At 68.4% G+C, this 17,898-nt stretch carries 14 protein-coding genes and 3 pseudogenes; 10 read left to right on the top strand and 7 right to left on the bottom strand.

The genetic code is table 11. From position 1 onward, the window contains the following. Positions 1-56: 56 nt before the first annotated feature. Together ABIE67_RS45960 and ABIE67_RS45955 are read left to right on the top strand one after the other, a co-directional pair. Positions 57-371: pseudogene (locus tag ABIE67_RS45960) on the top strand (helix-turn-helix domain-containing protein); the annotation flags it as partial. 134 nt (positions 372-505) lie between these two features. Then, positions 506-1,315 (top strand): annotated as a pseudogene (locus tag ABIE67_RS45955) (IS30 family transposase); the annotation flags it as partial. Here ABIE67_RS45955 and ABIE67_RS45950 read toward each other — a convergent pair. Beyond that, entirely contained in the window at positions 1,206-2,126 is a 921-nt protein-coding gene (locus ABIE67_RS45950; RefSeq protein ID WP_370267844.1) for an IS3 family transposase, read from the bottom strand. The pseudogene ABIE67_RS45955 and the gene ABIE67_RS45950 sit on opposite strands and share 110 nt — an antisense overlap. Continuing rightward, positions 2,114-2,443, bottom strand: coding sequence for a transposase (locus tag ABIE67_RS45945; protein ID WP_370267990.1), 330 nt, complete (start codon positions 2,441-2,443; stop codon positions 2,114-2,116). Before ABIE67_RS45945 ends, ABIE67_RS45950 begins: the two co-directional genes overlap by 13 nt. A 116-nt stretch (positions 2,444-2,559) precedes the next feature. Here ABIE67_RS45945 and ABIE67_RS45940 point away from each other — a divergent pair, with 116 nt between their 5' ends. The 6 genes from ABIE67_RS45940 (at position 2,560) to ABIE67_RS45915 (ending at position 11,254) form a co-directional block, all read left to right on the top strand. Beyond that, the gene (locus ABIE67_RS45940; RefSeq protein ID WP_370267988.1) at positions 2,560-3,084 is read left to right on the top strand and encodes an RICIN domain-containing protein; all 525 of its coding nucleotides are present in this window, start codon (positions 2,560-2,562) and stop codon (positions 3,082-3,084) included. A gap of 794 nt (positions 3,085-3,878) precedes the next feature. Beyond that, the gene (locus ABIE67_RS45935; RefSeq protein ID WP_370267986.1) at positions 3,879-5,150 is read left to right on the top strand and encodes a phenylacetate--CoA ligase family protein; all 1,272 of its coding nucleotides are present in this window, start codon (positions 3,879-3,881) and stop codon (positions 5,148-5,150) included. Then, entirely contained in the window at positions 5,147-6,451 is a 1,305-nt protein-coding gene (locus tag ABIE67_RS45930; RefSeq protein WP_370267982.1) for an MFS transporter, read from the top strand. The genes ABIE67_RS45935 and ABIE67_RS45930 overlap by 4 nt, the downstream gene beginning before the upstream one ends. Further along, entirely contained in the window at positions 6,448-7,593 is a 1,146-nt protein-coding gene (locus tag ABIE67_RS45925) for a GNAT family N-acetyltransferase (protein ID WP_370267980.1), read from the top strand. Before ABIE67_RS45930 ends, ABIE67_RS45925 begins: the two co-directional genes overlap by 4 nt. Positions 7,594-7,598: 5 nt before the next feature. Beyond that, positions 7,599-8,747, top strand: coding sequence for an acyl-protein synthase (locus tag ABIE67_RS45920; protein WP_370269633.1), 1,149 nt, complete (start codon positions 7,599-7,601; stop codon positions 8,745-8,747). Next, entirely contained in the window at positions 8,747-11,254 is a 2,508-nt protein-coding gene (locus tag ABIE67_RS45915; protein WP_370267978.1) for an acyl-CoA reductase, read from the top strand. The genes ABIE67_RS45920 and ABIE67_RS45915 overlap by 1 nt, the downstream gene beginning before the upstream one ends. Before the next feature lie 836 nt (positions 11,255-12,090). Here the strand turns inward: ABIE67_RS45915 and ABIE67_RS45910 are convergent. After that, positions 12,091-12,495, bottom strand: coding sequence for a hypothetical protein (locus tag ABIE67_RS45910; protein ID WP_370267977.1), 405 nt, complete (start codon positions 12,493-12,495; stop codon positions 12,091-12,093). A 696-nt stretch (positions 12,496-13,191) separates the two neighbouring features. Between ABIE67_RS45910 and ABIE67_RS45905 the strand changes: the two genes are divergently transcribed. Next, a complete protein-coding gene (locus ABIE67_RS45905; RefSeq protein ID WP_370267976.1) occupies positions 13,192-13,848 on the top strand; it encodes a DUF4360 domain-containing protein in 657 nt (218 codons plus the stop codon). Between the two features lie 147 nt (positions 13,849-13,995). Here ABIE67_RS45905 and ABIE67_RS45900 read toward each other — a convergent pair whose 3' ends face one another. After that, complete coding sequence (locus ABIE67_RS45900) at positions 13,996-14,526, bottom strand: DoxX family protein (protein WP_370267975.1); 531 nt, start codon at positions 14,524-14,526, stop codon at positions 13,996-13,998. Between the two features lie 100 nt (positions 14,527-14,626). Here ABIE67_RS45900 and ABIE67_RS45895 point away from each other — a divergent pair. After that, positions 14,627-14,810, top strand: a pseudogene (locus tag ABIE67_RS45895) (transposase); the annotation flags it as partial. 41 nt (positions 14,811-14,851) lie between these two features. Here the strand turns inward: ABIE67_RS45895 and ABIE67_RS45890 are convergent. The 3 genes from ABIE67_RS45890 to ABIE67_RS45880 form a co-directional block, all read right to left on the bottom strand. Beyond that, entirely contained in the window at positions 14,852-15,382 is a 531-nt protein-coding gene (locus tag ABIE67_RS45890) for a hypothetical protein (protein WP_370269760.1), read from the bottom strand. A 191-nt stretch (positions 15,383-15,573) separates the two neighbouring features. Beyond that, the gene (locus ABIE67_RS45885) at positions 15,574-16,797 is read right to left on the bottom strand and encodes an ISAs1 family transposase (RefSeq protein WP_370267973.1); all 1,224 of its coding nucleotides are present in this window, start codon (positions 16,795-16,797) and stop codon (positions 15,574-15,576) included. Between the two features lie 253 nt (positions 16,798-17,050). Then, entirely contained in the window at positions 17,051-17,389 is a 339-nt protein-coding gene (locus ABIE67_RS45880) for a thioredoxin family protein (RefSeq protein ID WP_370267971.1), read from the bottom strand. Between the last annotated feature and the right edge of the window lie 509 nt (positions 17,390-17,898).

The raw sequence follows: 17,898 nt of genomic DNA, 5'->3' as shown, positions 1-17,898 counted from the left end.
AAATTGGACCGGTAGCCGCGCTTGGGTTCTAACGCTTGTCGCAACACTCCTTGATCATGATGGGTGTGTTGATGGCGAGGCGGGGACGTAAGCGCAGGCTTGATGTCGAGGCGGAGTACTGGCGGCTGTTGCAGTCCGGGGTGGGCACGGTCGAGGCGTGCAGGCGGCTCGGGATCGGCAGGAAGACCGGCTACCGATGGCGGTCGGAGAACGGCGGCCTGCCGCCGGAGCGGGTGTCCGAGACCGTGCACTCGGGCCGTTACCTGTCGCTGCTGGAGCGCAAGCGCATCGCCACCCTGCGTGAACGCGGCCTGGGCATACGCGAGATCGCCGAACGGCTGGAACGCTCACCCTCGACGGTGAGCCGTGAACTGCGTCGCAACATGCTCGAACACGACAAGGGCGTCTATGACGCCGACCTCGCCCACCACCGCTCCCGGCAGCGAGCCGAACGGCTGCGCCGGCCCAAGTCCGGTTCGACGCCGAGCTCCGCACCGAGGTCCAGGCCAAGCTCGACCTGGAGTGGAGCCCCGAACAGATCGCCGCCCACCTGCGTGCCCTGTGGCCGGACCGGCCCGAGCGGCACCTGTGCCACGAGAGCATCTACAGGGCCCTCTACCAGGGCGCCAAAGGTCTCCTGAGCAGGACACTGACCAAGAAGCTGCGAACCGGTCGACCGTTGCGCAAGCAGCGTCGCAAGGCCGACCGGCGCGCCCCGCGGTTTGCCGCGCCGGCGACACTCATCGACGAGCGCCCTGCCGTCGTCGAGCTCCGCGAACGCGCCCGCGACTGGGAGGGTGATCTAATCACCGGGCGGAGGAACCGGACCGCCATCGCCACGCTCGTCGACCGCCGCACTCGTTTCGTCCGCCTCGTCGCCCTGCCCGACGGCCACGGTGCCGACCAGGTCCACACACGCCTCACCGACGCACTGCAGGACGTTCCCGGCATCGCACGGCTGACACTTACCTGGGACCAGGGCTCCGAGATGGCCTGCCACGACCGCCTCGCCCCACTGTTCCGCGACGGGGTCTTCGTCGCCCACCCCCCAGCCCCTGGCAGCGCGGGACGAACGAGAACACGAACGGCCTGCTGCGGCAGTACCTCCCGAAGGGCAGCGACCTGTCCCTCCACACCCCCGCCGACCTCCAGACCATCGAGGACCGCCTCAACAACTGTCAATCCCCTCGTTGTGTGGAGAGTTTCTAGGCGGCCAGCTCCAGGGCGGAGCCGGTCCGATGCATATGTTCGTAGTCGATCGGGCTGTGGTACTCGCATACGCTGTGTAGTCGGCGGGTGTTGTAGAAGCCGGTGATCCACGTGGCGATCTTCAGCCGGGCCTCGGTACGGGTGTCGAAGGTGTGCCGGTAGATGTATTCGACCTTGAGGACGCTGTTGAATGCCTCGCTGACGGCGTTGTCGAAACATGAGCCGACGCGTCCCATGGACTGGGTCACGCCGAGACGGCGGCAGACCCGCTTGAACCGGCGGGAGACGTACTCGCTGCCCCTGTCGCTGTGAAAGATCACGCCTTTCACGTCGCCTCCGCGGGTGGCTGCGGCCATGTGCAGTGAGGCCACGACGAGTTCGGCATCGTGGCGAGCGCCCATCGCGTAACCGAGCAGGCGGCGTGAGAACAGGTCGATCACCGTGGCCAGGTAGAGCTTGCCCTCACCCGTGACGATCTCGGTCATGTCGCCGCACCAGACTTGGTCCGGGGCATCCGCGCTGAAGTCGCGGCGCACGAAGTCCGGCGCCGCGGCCCGCCTACCGGGGCGGGTGAGCCCGCGACGCCGGCGTACCTTCCGTCCGGCCAGGCCCAGCTCGGCCATGGTCTTCGCGACGGTGTTCACCGAGACGCGCCATCCCTGCCTGACGAGCGTGATCCACACCTTCGGGGAGCCGTAGGTGCCGCCCGAGGCGTCGAAGACGCGCCGGACGGCCTCGGCCAGCTGTCCGCGCCGCACTTCGCGGGCGGTGACAGGCCTGTCCTTCCACTTGTAGAACCACGACTCGCTCACGCCCAGCACCCGGCAGGACGTGGTGTGCGGAATGTTCTTCTCGGCCTTGCAGTCGCTGATCACCCCGGCCAGCCGGGCCGGGTCCGCGGCAGCTACTTCACCCACAAGGCCATGCACTGTTTGAAGACGTCACGTTCCATCTCCAGCTCGCGGATGCGCTTGTTCTTCTCGTTCATCTCCCGGCGCAGCCGCTCCAGCTCAGCGCGTTCACCCTCCCGCAGCCGGCCGCCCGAGGAGGCGGGCGCGGGCCGGTCGGAGGAGGCCGAGCCGTTCCTCCTCCAGCGTGAGACCCAGCTGTGCAGCGTCCCCGGATGCACTCCGAGATCCTCGGCGACCTCCGGGATCGGCTTGCCCGTCTCGATCACGATGCGTACAGCACCTTCACGGAACTCGGCGTCGTACTTCTGTTGCTTGGACCCCATGAACCTCAACTTCCCCTGGTATCACGGACTCCACGCTATGAGGGGAACCTCAAACCGCCCCCGAAAGACCCTGGGATGGCGAACCCCGCCGAGCTGTTCGCCAACGCTCTGACAGCATGAGGCCAGCAACGTTGCGACGATCATGCGAATCCGCCTATCCCCAGATCTCCATCGACATCGCAACCGGGGTGATCCGCGGCATCGGTGGCGGGCACGCCTACGAGGAGTTGCAGGCATGGCACAGCAACATGTGCCTGGCCGTACCGTCGTCGTCCACCGTCGATGGGACATGGGTCAAGCAAGAGACCTGCGGCACGTCTGCGGACGCCAACCAACACTGGCAACTCCTGCGCCTGGGCAACGGCTACTACCGGCTTGTCGTCCGGCACAGCCACAAATGCCTCACCGCCCCGATGTCGCCCGGCGACAATGGAGTTGTGAGGCAGCGACCCTGCAGCACCGCCGCAAACCAGCAGTGGCAGTTCACAGCCCTCGACGGCGGCTACCAGGTCCCCGCCCGCAACAGCGGCAAGTGCCTGACGATCCCCTACGCCTCGACCGTCGATGGCGCGCCAGCCATCCAGTTTCCCTGCCGCCGCGCCATTAACCAGCAGTGGCGACTGACGGGTGCCCCCTACTGAACCGAACGGCCGCAGCAGCACAAGCACCCCAAAAGCCGATCAGTCCCGGGGCCCACCGTGACTTCCGCTCACGTACGCCGCCCTGCGTGGGGATGATCGTGGCCGGTCATCCGAGCGAGGGCGCGGAGATCGAGCAGGGCGTTGCCGCGATCACGCGGGCGCCAGCGAGGCGGAAGATCTCGACGGGAAGCGGGACGCCGACGACGTGAAGGGCAACCTGGAGAACGCCAAGGATTTCGCTGCGCCGGCCAACGCACGCGGCCCGGGGTGTCTTGTGCTGCACCCTCATTCGGCCCTCCTCCCGGCGCGCTGTCCGTCACAGGGGTACACCGTGTGGTGCGGGCAGGTCACGAGACAGCTCCCTCCCCAAAGGTCATATCTGGCCTGCGCGGCGGGCCGTTGAAGCAGAAACGAGCGGGCATCACGGCAGGAACCGGCAAAGGCCCTACCGGCTCCATGCCCGGAAACGCCAGGGCTCCTCAGTGCGGACCCACGCCTACTGGCGCACGACGCGGGCCAGGCGGCCCGAGACGAGCAGGTTAAGAAACAGAGGTTTTTCGCCATTGCGGCCTGACATGTGGTCAGGATGAGGGTGACTTCGCGATATCTTCTACGGCGTTCCCCTGTGATGGTGCATCCCACGCGACGCCTGAGCGATGTCGAGAGTGCGATGCAAACGCACCTCGCGGAACGCTCAGCACAGGTACGCGTCAGGCGAACCCACCGGGTTCCGCCACGCAGCGCTGTGCCGCGAAGTCTCCCGCCCAGTACCGTTTCACCTAGGCAAAGGCCGCATGCCCGTCCATCAGCTCTCGGACCTCATACGTTATAGCCGTCATAACTCTCCCTTTTACGCAGACCTCTACGCGGACCTGCCGCCGGACGTGGAGCGTCTCTCCGATCTTCCGGCCGTGGACCAGGGTGACTTCTGGAAGGCCAACACCCTCCACGACAACCGCGTCCTGACCGCCCCGCTCAGCGAAGCGACCGTCTACAAGACCGGTGGTACCACCGGAGCGCCGAAGTTCTCCTGCTACACCCGCGAGGAATGGCGGGAATTCGTGACCGCCTTCGGCCAGGGGCTCGTCGAAGCCGGGCTGCGCCCCGGCCACCAGGTGGCGGATCTGTTCTACGCCGGCGAGCTCTACGCCAGCTTCCTCTTCATCCTCGACTCGCTCGCCCACGCCCCCGTCGACAACGTGCGCCTGCCGATCGGGGGCTCCGCGCCGCTGGAGACGACGGTCCCCACACTGGAGGACTTCGGCGCCCAGGTGGTCGCCGGCACCCCCACCACCCTGTGCCGGCTCGCCGAGCATCTGATGGCGACCGGCCGTCAGCTGCCTGCGGTAGAACTGCTGTTCTTCGGCGGCGAAGCACTCTTCTCCGACCAGCGTCGCCTGCTCGCCGCCGCCTTCCCCAACGCCGAGCCGCGCTCCCTCGGTTACGCCAGCGTCGACGCCGGGCTCCTCGGCGCCCCCGTGCCCGGCCCCGACCCGCGCGTGCACCGGGCCTTCACCCCGCACACGATCGTCGAGATCGTCGACGAGACGGCCGGCGAGCCCATCCACGAACCGGGCCGACCCGGGCGCATTCTGGTGACCCAGCTGTTCCGGCGTCTCATGCCCGTCATGCGCTACCCGGTCGGCGACCGCGGCGAGTGGACCGATCCCGACGCGGGCCACTTCCGCATCCTCGGCCGGGCCGAGGAAGGCGTGCGGGTCGGCCCCGTATCGCTGTACTCAGAGGACGCCCTCGCCGCCGTCGCCGAAGCGGACACCGACGGCCGAGTCATGGGCACCCAGCTCGTCGTACGCCGCTGGGACGGCCGCGACGGACTCGTCCTGCGTCTGGCCACCACCCCGGGAGACGACGCCCCTGCCTCGCTCAACGCCCTCGCCAAGGAGGTCGTCACGGAGCTGAACGCCGCCCGGCCCTTGTACCCCGACAGTGTCCGGGCCGGATACGTGCACCCCCTGACTGTGGAGTGGACGCGCCACAGCGACCTGGTCGTCAACTCCCGCTCCGGCAAGCTCGTACGCGTCATCGACGAGAGGCCGACAGCATGACCGTCACTTCGGTGGACGAGGGGCGTCGGCTACCGCTTGTCCTGCGCAACCGTGCCTTCGGCACCGTATGGCTCGCCCAGGTACTGTCCCAGGCCGCGATCCGCATGTTCCAGGTGGGTGTGTCCTGGTGGCTCGTCGCCTACGCCGTCAGCGACGGTCGCGGACTGGCGTCCGGGCTGTTCATGGCGGTCAGCACTCTGCCCGCCGTCACCCTGGCCTCCGTTGTCGCCCGGACCGTCGCCCGCTTCGCGCACCGCTTGGTGCTGCGCGCCGCCACTGCCGGCGCGGGCACCGCCGCATCGGTCCTCGCCATAGGGGCGTACACGAGCGAACTGCCCCTCGCCGCCGCCTACGCCGCGACGCTGGCCCTCGCCGCGGGCCAGGCCTTCTTCGACCCCTGTCTGACCACCTCGGTGGCCGAGCTCGTCGATGACGAGGACATCGAGGCCGCCACCGGCTTCGAGCTGTCCACCCAGTCGCTGGCCGGTCTCGGCGGGGCACTGCTGGGCGCCCTGATCGTCGACGGCGCCGGAGTCACGGGCCTGGCCATCGGCTGCGCGGCCGCCTACCTGACGGCCGCGGTGCTCCTCAGCACCGTCAGGTTCCGGCCCACCGCGATGCCGCCCGACGACGAGGCGGCGAAGGGAGCCGAAGCCACCGAGGAGCAGCCGCGCACGCTGCGCCGCATCCTCGCCGATCTGCCCTTCGTCCGCCGGATCCTGCTCTGCTTCACCGCGGCCAACCTGTTCAGCACCGCCGTCTTCATCGTCATCCCGCTCTACACCGAGTCGGTGCTCCACAACGGCGGCGGCACCGTCGCCCTGCTGGAGGCATCACTCGGCACCGGCACACTGATCGGCTCTTTCACCGGCGCCCGTGTGCCCGGCCGGCCCACCGTCCTCGGCTCCTGGCTGCTCGGCGTGATGGCCGCCGCACTGGCCGTCCCCGGCCTCTTCGCCGGACGGTTCGTCATCGCGGGCTGCCTGGTCGTGGCCGGCTGGTGCGGCGGTGTCATCGGGGTCCGCTTCGTGGCGCTGTTCCAGCGGCTCGTCCCCGTGGCCGACAAGCCGGGCTTCTTCGCCGTCATGCAGGCCGTGCTCGGCGCCACGTTCCCGATCGCCTCACTCCTGTTCGGCCTGCTAGGCGACCAGCTCTCCGCGCAGACCCTGTGCCTGATCCAGGCCGTCGGCCTGGTGCCCGCCGCCTGTGCGCTGGCCCTGCTGCGCGACCGTACGGCCGACGACGCGCCCGCCACGGAGACGGAGGCGGCCGCGCACGGAACCGCTGGAGGCAAGGGATGACCGAGCCCACGATCGACCAGGCGACCCCCGCCGACATCGCCGATCTGCGCCAGCTGTACTACGCCGTCTACGGCCCGCACTACCCCACGGCGCTGGGCACCGACCCTGCCGAGATGTCCCGGCTCATCGAGGACCCGCACACCCTCTGGCTCGTCGCCCGCTGCCGCCGTACCGGCACTCTCGCCGCGTCCGCGGCGATCCACGGCGAGCCCGGCAGCCGTACGGGCCGACTTGAGGGCCTCGCCGTCCACCCGGACCACCGGGCGGCGGGACTGGCCGGAGCCCTGACCGAGGAACTGTGCGCGCGGATGCTCGGCACCGGGCGGTTGGATTCGGTGTACGCCACCGTCCGCACCGTCAGCGCCGGCCCGCAGCGTGTCGTCTCCCGCAACGGCTTCCGGCCGATGGGCATCCTGCCCAACGCCGTGGACCTCAACAACCGCGAAAGCCTCGCGCTCTACGCGCGTCACGCCACCGGGGTGCTGGACCGCCGCATCCCCGTCCCCGAGGTGCCCACGCCGCTCGCGCCGCTGCTGCGCACCGTCGAGCGGACCCTGGGCATCGACTTCGGACACACTCGCGTCACCGCCCCGCTGCCTGCTCCGAAACAGCCCATGACCGCGCGGCTGGAGACCGTCGAGGCACCGGCGTTCGTGCTCCGCCGTTTCCGTGACCGCTTCCCCGACGCCGCGCAGTGGTTCTATCCCCTGCACTCGCCCAACACCTTGCTGGTGGCGGACGACGGCTCCTTCGAGGTGTACGCCTACCTCAACCGGACCGGCCGCTACTGCGCCCTGGTCGCCGCCCATCCCGACCCGGCCGCGGCCGCCGCCTACCTGGAGTCGATCACCCGGACCCTCACCCGCACCGGCGCGGGCTACGTCGAGGCCCTGCTGCCGCTGTCGCAGCACGGTCTGCTCTCCGCCTTCCTTGTCCAGGGCTTCATTCCCAGCGCCCTCTACCCGGCGATGCGCCCGGAAAGCGGCGGCGAGAGCTTCCATGACTACGTCGTGATGTCCCGCACCGCCGAACAGATCGACTTCCGCGGCGTGGTCGTCGACGAACCGCTCCAGCCCTACCTGGACGCCTATGTGTCGGCTTGGGCGTCGACCTACCTGCCCACACCTGAGGTTGCCTCATGAATCCGATGACCCCCCACCTCGCTCCCGTAGAGGTCCCCGACCTGGGGCTGCTGCCCCGGGTCCAGGAACTGTGCGACCTGAGCGACCCCTACGCCTGCGGCCCCGCCGAGGACGAGCTGTTCGCCGCCGCGATGGCCGAGATCAACGCCTGGCACACCGAACGCTCCCCGTTCTTCCGCAAGCTCCACGAAAGCACCACCCAGGACGGGACGTTCCGCTCCCCCCTGGTGCACGCGAACTTCTTCAAGCGCCACGAGATCCTGTCCATCCCGCGCGACGACGTCCACCTGCACCTGACCTCGTCCGGCACCACCGGCCAGAAGTCGCAGATGTTCTTCGACCAGTGGACGATCCGCTCGGCCCAGCGCATGGTCGCCCGCATCTTCGAGCGCAACGGCTGGATCACCCCCGACCAACAGGTCAACTACCTGCTCTACAGCTACGAACCCGCACGCGACCTCAAACTGGGCACCGCCTTCACCGACAACTACCTGTGCGACTTCGCCCCCGCCCGGCAGGTCGACTACGCCCTGCGCAACACCGGCAACGGACACGAATTCGACCCCTTCGGCTGTATCGCCGCGCTGCGCCGCTTCGAGCAGGACGACGCACCCGTACGCATCCTGGGCTTCCCGGCGTTCCTCTGGTTCACCCTGGAGCGGATGCGCGCCTTGAGGCTGCCGCCCCTGCGGCTGCCCGGGGGCTCCCTGATCGTCCTGGGCGGCGGCTGGAAGGGCCACGCCGACCAGCGGATCGGCAAGGACGAGCTGTACGCGCGCGTCAGCGAGCAGCTGGGCGTCCCCTCCGAGCGAATTCGGGACACCTTCGGCTCGGTCGAGCACTGCGTCCCCTACATCGAGTGCGACCACCACCGCCTGCACGTCCCCGTCTGGTCCCGGGTGTTCATCCGCTCCACCCGCACGTTACGACCGCTCCCGTACGGCGAGGCCGGCTATCTGCACCTCGTCTCGCCCTACATCACCTCCGTACCGGCGCAAAGCGTCGTCATGGGCGACCTCGCCACGCTGTACCCGGGCGAGGAGTGCGGCTGCGAGCTGAACACCCCCTGGTTCACCGTCCACGGCCGCGCCGGAGTGAGCCGCAACAAGAGCTGCGCGGTAGCTGCCGCCGAACTGATGAAGGGCATGTCGTGATGACCGAAAGCGTGCAGCACCACTACTGGCAGGGCGCGTTCATCGACGACGAGGAGGCGGGCCGCCGCCTGACCGGCCTGCCCGCCACCGTCGAGGCCGCGCTGGCCGAGCCGCTGGACACCGAGACCGTCCTGGCCGCCTGCGAACAGCTCGCGGCGGTCCTGCGCGACCCGGCCCACCCCACCCACATACGGCTGGCCGGGCACCTGGCCGAGGGCCAGGACGAGGCCGTCCTCACCGAACTGGCCGCCTTCCTCAGCCGGCCAGAACTCACCCGCAAGCTCCGTCGGGAGCTCGGCGGCACCGCCCCGCAGCGGCTCACCCGCCCCGACGCCAAGGAGACCGTCTACGAGGCGTGGGCGCCAGTCGGCCTGGTGGCGCACATCGCCCCGGGCAACGCCGCCACCGTCGCGCCCCTCAGCCTCGTCGAGGGCCTGCTGGCCGGGAACGTCAACGTCCTCAAGACCAGCAGCGCCGACACCCTCCTCGCCCAGCACCTGCTCGCCGAACTCGCCGCCCTGGACCCCACGGGAGCCATCGCCGAACGCGTCATCGTGCTGCGCTTCCCCTCCTCGCGGCAGGACTGGCTGAGCCTGATGTGCGCTCCCGCCGACGCCGTCGCGGTGTGGGGCGGCGAGGCCGCCGTGGAGGGAGTGGCCGCCCATGTGCCGCCCGGCTGCCGCCTGGTGGAATGGGGCCACAAGATCTCCTTCGCCTACCTGACCCGGGACGCCTGGCAGGAGGCAGGCACACTCAATGCCCTGGCGGCCGACGTGTGCCTGCACGAACAGCAGGCGTGCTCCAGCCCTCAAGTGGTCTACCTCGACACCGAAGACCACGGGGAGGTCTTCGCCTTCGCGGAGCGCTTCGCCGCCGCCCTCGCCCAGATGCCCCCCGCCACGGGTGAGGACGACCTGGGCCCCGCCGAGGCGGCCGAGCTCACCACCACCGAACTGGTCGCCCGCCTGGAGGAACACCTGGGCCTGACCCGCGTCATCGCCGCCCCCGACGGCTCCTGGCGCGTGATGGCCGACACCCGGCCGGCCCTCACGGCCTCCCCGCTGCACCGCAGCGTGTGGGTCAAGCCCCTGCCCCGCAAGAATCTCCTCGCCACCCTGCGTCCCATGCGCCGCTACCTGCAGACCGCCGGCATCGCCGGCAGCCGCACCGACATCGCGGAGTTGTCCCGACTCACCCTGACCGCCGGTGCCACCCGCGTCACGCCGCTCGGCCAGATGCTGGGCAGCTACTCCGGCGAGCCACACGACGGCGTCTACGCCCTCCAGCGCTACAGCCGCCGCGTCGCCGTCCAGACCGACGAGCGCTTCGCCACCACCGCCTGCCTCGACGACCTGACCCGGCCGGTCACCTTCCCGGCACCCACCGGACCCCTGCTCGACAAGGCCGCCGTCCAGCAGCTCAACCAGAGCGTCGACCGGCGCGACGCCGAGCTGTACTTCCGCAGCGGCGGCAGCACCGGCAAGCCCGCCTTGTCCCTGTTCTCCTACGACGGCTACGACACCCAGATGCGCGCCGCCGCCCGCGGCCTGCTCACCGCCGGCTACGACCCGGCGCACGACCGCACCGCCAACCTCTTCTACTGCGGCGGCATGTACGGCGGCTTCATCAGCTTCTTCTCCATCCTGGAGCGGCTGGGAGGCACCCAGCTGCCGATCGCGGCCGGCCCCGACCACCAGGCCACGGCCGAGATACTGGTCACCCACCAGGCCGACACCCTCTTCGGCATGCCCTCCTACCTATGGCAACTCCTGCACGAACAGGCGGACCTACTGCGCGCCTACGGAGGCATCCGCAAGGTCTTCTACGGAGGCGAGCACTTCACGACGGAACAGCGCCGCGTCCTGACCGAAACCTTCGGCATCGAAACCATCCGCTCCATCACCTACGGCAGCACCGACCTCGGTCCGCTCGGCTACCAGTGCACCGAGTCCACCGGCGGCGTCCACCACCTGCACGCCGACCTGCACACGATGGAGATCCTGCAGACCGATGCCGACCAGCCGGTGGCACCGGGTGAGATCGGTCGGCTGGTGTTCTCCACCCGCGCCCGGCGCGGGCAGAACCTGGGCCGGTACGTCATCGGCGACCTCGGCCGCGCCCTGCCCGGGCCCTGCCCCTGCGGTAACCAGGCGCCGCGCTTCGAACTCCTCGGCCGGGGCGGCGACGTGATGCGCGTGGCGTCGTACTTCCTCAACTACCGCCGCTTCGTGGCCATCGCCGGGCAGGACTGCGGCTACAGCGGTGAGCTGCAGGTGCTGCTCAGCCGCTCCAGCGTCCGCGAACAGCTCACCATCCGTGTCGAGACCGCGGGCACGGCCGGACCGCAAGAGATGCGGGCGGCTTTCCTCGCGGGCTACGAGGAGCTGAGGTCGGCCGTCGCCGACGGGCTGCTCGACCTCGTCGTGGAGGTCGTGGACGGCGCCGCCTTCGACCGTACGGCCACCAGCGGCAAACTGCGGGCCGTGGTGGACACTCGGCACTGTTGAGACTATTGCCGCAGGTGGGTCGGTACCCCGCCCACCTGCGGCTGCCGAAGTCAGGAAACGTCGACATCATGCCCCGCCTGGCAGCCATGCGGCCGCCGCGCGGTGACTGTGCTCCGGGCGCCTGGAGTGCCGCACAGGGGAGCGTGCGCGGGGCGTGCAACGGTTCTGGTTTCGTTGTCGTACTGGGAGGCGTAGATGGTGCCTCTTGCCTGGGTTTGTGCGCCTGGTTTCGAGTGGCACTGGTAGCGGTGGGGGTTCTTGTGCGACGGGGGTGAACTGGGTGGGTGGGAAGAGTCCGGTGGGCCGGCGGTCTCCTGGACGGCCGGGGCGGGCCGGTCGGTACCAGCGCGTGGTCTCTGTGCAGGTTCCTGCCGCCCCGCCGCCGCTCACCGTCGATACGGTCGAGGCGGTGCATGTGGTGCTGGTACGGGTGTCCGGTGAGCTGGATGTAAGCACCGCCCCGCGTCTGGCCGGCGTTCTCGGGGAACTGGAGGGGCGGCACTGCGAAGCCGACCTGGCCACGGTGTCGTTCATGGACTCCACAGGTATCGAGCTGTGTCTGGGTACCGCTGCTGTCAGGGGCCTTCACCCTGCGCGCGTACTCGGAGAACGCCTGCCCCAGCGGGGCGGGGTGGCCCTCGCTGCCGACATCCGCAGCCACCCTCGGTATGTCCGGCCAGGCGGCGAGCACGCGCCCCACCACCCTCTGCACGGTGATGGGGCGCGGAACCGGCCCTGCCCTGCGGGCGGCGGCCACTCATGTGGTGGCCCGTGGCCACGAGCCGGGCCGATTCAGATCACCGGGGACCGGCGCACCGGCCACCACAGGAGTCCGGCTACAGCTTCACGGTGGCGCACGCCTCGTCACCGTCGGTCTCGACGCAGACTTCCGCCTCCAGGGGAAGGAGCCCGGGGACAAGCAGTTTGACTTGCGCCTCGACATCGGCGACGAGCAGGACGTCGGTCCGTGCCAGAGCGATGTCGCCGACTTTGACGGTGACAGCCGCCATCGCGGTTGTGTGACAGACAACTTTCACGTCGACCGTGGTGATCAGCAGGAGGTGAGAGACGGTTGCCGAGCCCGTGATGCCGCACGCAACGTCCTCAGCGGCGCCCCGGACGGACTGGATGGAGGCCTCGGAGGCGTGCGGGCTGGCCTGTGCCGGAGCTGCGGATATGGCTATCAGTGACGCGGCGCTCATGACCAGGGCGGCTGCGGAACGGCTTAACCAATGCGACATGAAAACTCCTTGGACGGGGACGACTGCTGAGCGGCCTCAAGACGTGGCTGGCCCCAGCACGGCACTGCCACAGCGCGTCAAAGTGCCACGCTGTGCGCACCATTTGCATTGATGTGAACACGAATGGTGATGGCCTGCAATTTGCCGCAGCCGGTACTGGTGCACCGCACAGCCGACTGGGCCGCCGGCATCACGATGAACTCCCCGCGCATCGAAAGCCAGTCGACCCGTACCGGCACCCTGAGCACTGGGTGGCGGCGTCGTCCTGGCACTCAACCCTGACTCAGCGCTGAGGTGCCGCAAGCCATGTTTCTGCCTGCCCGATCAGGTACCTGACTTATGTCTCAACCACGGCGCAGGCGGGCCTTGTGCTGAGCGTATTCGTCCACGCCGACCACGCGGGCGTGGTTGTGGCGGACTCTCTTCATCGCATCAAGTGGCCGGTTGACTGGGAAAGTTGGGATGCGCCTGGGCCGGGCGGTGCCGGTAGTGACAGTTGTAGATGGCGCACACCAGGGCAGGGCATGTACGTCGTGAGCGGGGGCGTGGAAACAGCCTTCGGGAATGGCTGAAGATCATCCTGACCATGTCACATACAGCTCCTACGATGCATACGTTCTCGATCTTCATAGGAATCTCATATTTTCTTCACAGATCGTGGGCGCAGCCACCCCCCAACCTCAAGGAGCAAAGAGCATGATCCGTGGTTCCCTGCTGAGCGCCACCGCACTTGCCGCACTCATGGCCACCGCACTACCCGCCCAGGCAGCCCCGTCCTCCGCGCCCGGCGCCCAGCCACAGGACAAGATCACTATCCAGGTCGCCACAGTCAACGGCTCCGGCTGTCCCCAGGGCACCACAGCCCTCGCCGTCTCGGAGGACAACACCGCCTTCACCGTGACCTACAGCGACTACCTCGCCCAGGCCGGCGGCAACTCCGAGCCCACAGCGTTCCGCAAGAACTGCCAGCTCAACCTGATCGTGCACGTCCCGCAGGGCTTCACCTACGCCGTTGCCAGCGCTGACTACCGAGGTTTCGCCTCCCTCCAGCCCGGCGCGAGCGCCATGCAGAGAGCCTCGTACTACTTCCAGGGATCACCGAACACGCAGTATCGCAACCACTCTTTCAGCGGCCCGCTGAACGACAACTGGCAGGCAACCGACACGACCGGCTGGGAGCAACTGGTCTGGGCGCCCTGCGGAGTTCAGCGCAACTTCAACATCAACACCGAGCTGAGGGTGAACGCCGGCACGTCATCGCCGGGCAAAGTCAGCTTGATGACAATGGACTCCACCGACGGTGACATCAGCACGGTGTACCACCTGGCCTGGAAAGCCTGCCCGCAGTCCTGAGCCGAACTCGCGCAGGGGCCGGGGGAAGGTTCGACAGGGCTCCCGGCCCCTGCGCGAGAGCGCCGACAGACACCACTGCTCAGACTGCACAGCACGAGCTGCAAGGCCGGGACCACAAGTACGACCGCACCGTCCCATCAGCGATTGTCAGTCTCGGATCAACAGGATGACTCCGGCAGTGACGACTCCGAGGCCCAACGCCATGGCCGCGTGGAAAAGCCGGCAGTCGCGCAGAATCGGCAGGTGGGCGTCGCAGGAGACTCGACCGGGCCCGGTCAGCGTCAGGGCTGCCGCCGACGCCAGGATCAGCAGTTCGTACTCCAGACCGCCGTCCTTGTCGTTCATGAAGTAGCCGCTGCCCCATTTCACAGCGAGAACGTTCAGCATGACGCCCACGATCGCGGCGCCGGCGAGCGGAGTGACCAACCCAAGTGCGAGGCCGAGCCCACCGATCAACTCGCTGAGCCCGGCCACGACCGCCATCGCCTTGCCCGCCTGATAGCCGGATGAGGTGAAGAACTCGCCGGTCTTGTCGATACCACTTCCGTCAAACCAGCCAAAGAGTTTCTGAGCCCCGTGTCCAGCCATGGGCAGCCCCACAGCCAGGCGGATGAGGAAAAGACCGCCGTCATAGGCAACCTGTTGCGACCGCAATAAATCATGCGTGTTCTGGTCCATGCTCAGGACAGTAGAATTCGCGGTTGACTTCTGCATCTCGGATTTCAGCGTCATGGCGGTCGCGAATATTGTTAGTTGCGGAGCTGTCGAAGACCTGCCTCAACTCATCGCATGTCGGCACCGCACCCCGCTCTGGTTCTCCCGGACACCGGGACGCAGGCACGACCTGACCACAAGCCCGCGTCCACGGCATCGTCCGGACCTGCCTCACTCGCCAGATTCTCGTCCTGGCGGATCGTGCCTACCAGGGCGCCCGGCGCTACCTCCGTATCCGCTACAGCCGCCCCAACAGCCACCGTGCTATCGGCAGGAGGAGGCACGACGTTCAGTCCAACCTGACACCCAGTGCGTACGCCGTGAGCGTCGCCGGGTCGGTAATACCGTGGTCCTTGGAGGCCGCGCTGAAGCTGGGCGCCGGGGTGACGGAGGATTCCAGCTTCCACAGGAGATTGCCGGCACCGCGGTAGTGGACTTCGGCGCCGCCTCCGGTCAGGGCGTAGCCCGGCGGTAGGGTGGCTACGGCGGTCGGGTGCGGAACCTGGCCGGACTCGGCACGGACGATGGTGCTGGAAAGCCGTCCTACGGGCAGCTGCCGTCGCAGAGAAATGGCGAAGGAACGGATCCTCGCCGGGTCGGAGACCGAATGGTCCTTGGAGCGTGCCTTCCAAGAGAAGTCGGTTGAAGGAAAGGAAGCCGTGGCGAGGCTCCCAGCTCCGTGCCAGTCGACTCTGAACCCGCCGCCGACGAGCGCGTAGTCGGCGGACGACGGAATGCCCGCCTCCGCCTCTGGGTGGGGGGCAGTGCCGCTGTCCGCGCGCGTGACATGCACGGCCCGCAGCAACTTGGTGCGCGTCATTCCGGCGACCTTGAGCCCGATGACGTATGCCGTCAACTCGTGCTGTTGGGCGTAGAGATGGTCCTTTGAGGAGACGACCCAGCCCGACAGGTCATCGTTGGGATACGAAGCTGTCAGAAGCGCGCCGTTTGGATACTCCGCCGCGGTGGCCCCACCAGGGTCATTGCGTGATCGAGGTCTGTCTGGGTTTGTCATGTGAGACCGAGGGTTCGTAGGGGCCGGTGGTAGTCGCGGCTGGTGTGGCGGAGGGCGGCGGCGATGTTCGTCTGGCCGTCCTGGCGGAAGGTGCTGATGGCGAGGTTGCGCAGGGAGGCCATGGCGCGGGGCAGGGTGCCGGTGCGGACCTTGGAGTCGTCCTCTCGGAACGTGCGGTCCCGGACGTGGTGCAGGAGGTTCTCGATGCCCCAGTGGCCTCTGATCCATGTGGCGAGCTCGGTGCAGGTGGCGTCGAAGACGCTCAGGCTGGTGATCAGGTAGACGCGCTCGATGGTCAGTTTCCCGGTGCTCAAGTCGCGTCGCCACCGGACGACTTGGATCGCCTGGCGGGCGCCGGGGTAGTCGAGGTGGCTGAATGCGGCCGCTTTGAGCCGGCGGATCTCGTCGCGGTGGTGGGCGTGGTCGCGAGTGCTGTGCCCGAGCGGGATGTCCCGCCAGGGCAGCTTCCTGATCTGGGTGTACAGGCCGGGATGGTTCTTCTTCACGACGGCCACGTAGTGCGCGCCGCGACTGGTCAGATAGGCCCCGTGGTCGTGCTGGGTGTGCAGAGCGTCGGCGGTCACCACCGTGTTCTCCAGCTCGAGACCGTCCAGCAACGGCGCGAAGGAGGGAATCTCGTTGGTCTTGGAAGCGACCTGCCGCTGGGCCAGGACCACGCCGTGGTGGTCCATTGCCGCCAGCAGCTGGATCGCTGCGGCCGTTGCGGTCCGTGAACCGCGGACCACCTTGCCGTCGACCGCGATCACCCGCTGCGTTGGCCCCGCCTTCGTCTCCGGCTTGGCCGGGGGCGGCGTTCTGGCCTGCAGAAACGCGCCGATCGCCGCGTCGAGCGCGTCGCCGTCCACACGCTGCAGCAGGCGGCGCACGGTTGCGGCGTGCGGCACGGGCCGCAGGCCGGTAAGCGGATCGGCAGTGAAACCGAGGACGCCCAGCACATGCTGCGGGGCATCCGCGATCCACTCGCTGATCGCGATGAGCGAGCGGGCCCCGGTCAGCACCGCCGAGGCGGCTGCGCACAGCAATGCGAGGGCGGGATACCGCAGACCTCGCGCATCGCGGGGGTCGGCGACCAGGGTCAGGAAACGCCGCAGGTCAGCGGCATCGCTTGAGGCGAGGGGATCAGTCGGGGAGCCCAGTTGCTCCAGTGCGGAAGGGATGGGCGATGATGTTCGGGCAGGCACGGTCTCGCTCGTTCTCATGGGTCTCGACAACCACATGATCACCAGCACCGTGCCTGCTCTGCTTTCCAGGGCCCCTTGCCTCACAACGGACATGACGACACGTCACTCACGAGACCGGCGAACCGGACCAATCCCAATCGCGCAATGCCCCTGGTGGCCCCACCCCCCACCCCGGCACGCAGACAAGCCTCAGCCCCAAGGGTGTCTCAGGCGGCGCAGCTCCCATAGACGAGACGTGACGGGCGTCGCGGCCACGTGCCGCAGCGGCCGCTCAGAGGTGGCCGTCCAGGAACTTCCGTACCTCGGCGATGGTCATGGGCCCCGTGCCGTGCGCCACCGCCTCTGCCTCCTTCAGCAGGACGTAGGACGGGGCTCCGGTGATCCCGTATCGCTCGGTCGCAGCCGGACAACGCGTGATGTCGGCGCGGACGGCCGTCAGGCGGCCCGTGTAGTCCTCGGCGATGCTACCCACGACGAGGTCCATCACCCGGCAGGGCTCGATTGCCTTGGGCCATGTCCCGGTGAAGTATGCGAGGACCGGAACTGCGCTCATCCCGAGGATGAAATTGAACTCCGCGTCCTCACGGGGTCGGTGAACCCGCTTCGCCATGGAAGCTCCTGACCTCACATTCCGTCATTCCATCCCCATCATCCCTCGCGCGGTGTGCCAGGCCGGCCCGGTCGGTCGTTGGGTTGACCTGCCGGAAGGGAGGCACGGGGCCGTCGCAGAACCACGGTGGTCCCCGGCGCGCGCGGCCCGCCCCCCTGGTGACCCGGCCTGGCCGCCCCGCCGGTCACCCAGCCGCAGCCCGCCGCGCGCCCGTGGGTCAGCTCGTGCCAGGACAGCGCCATCCACGGCGACATGAAAGCCGTTTTCCAGAGCATAGCGGCCCAGATCATCGACCAGATGCTCGATGAGCGCGTCGACGAGCGGGCCGGTGCGCATCGTCCACCGGATCCAGTCGAGCCGTATCCGCCACCGCGCTTCTCAGAGGCAGCGCCCCCGACGGGCTTCCCGAGGCCTTCTCTGGTCTTCACATCAACCCCCGGTCTCAGCTGGCTCATACCGCTCTTCCCCGGGCCGCATGAGCCAGCTGATGGCACCGAGAACGAGGCACG

Origin of the sequence: Streptomyces sp. V4I8, from assembly GCF_041261225.1 — a bacterium.
In the GTDB taxonomy this organism is placed as follows: Bacteria; Actinomycetota; Actinomycetes; order Streptomycetales; family Streptomycetaceae; genus Streptomyces.
This window is presented reverse-complemented; position numbering and strand designations above follow the sequence as displayed.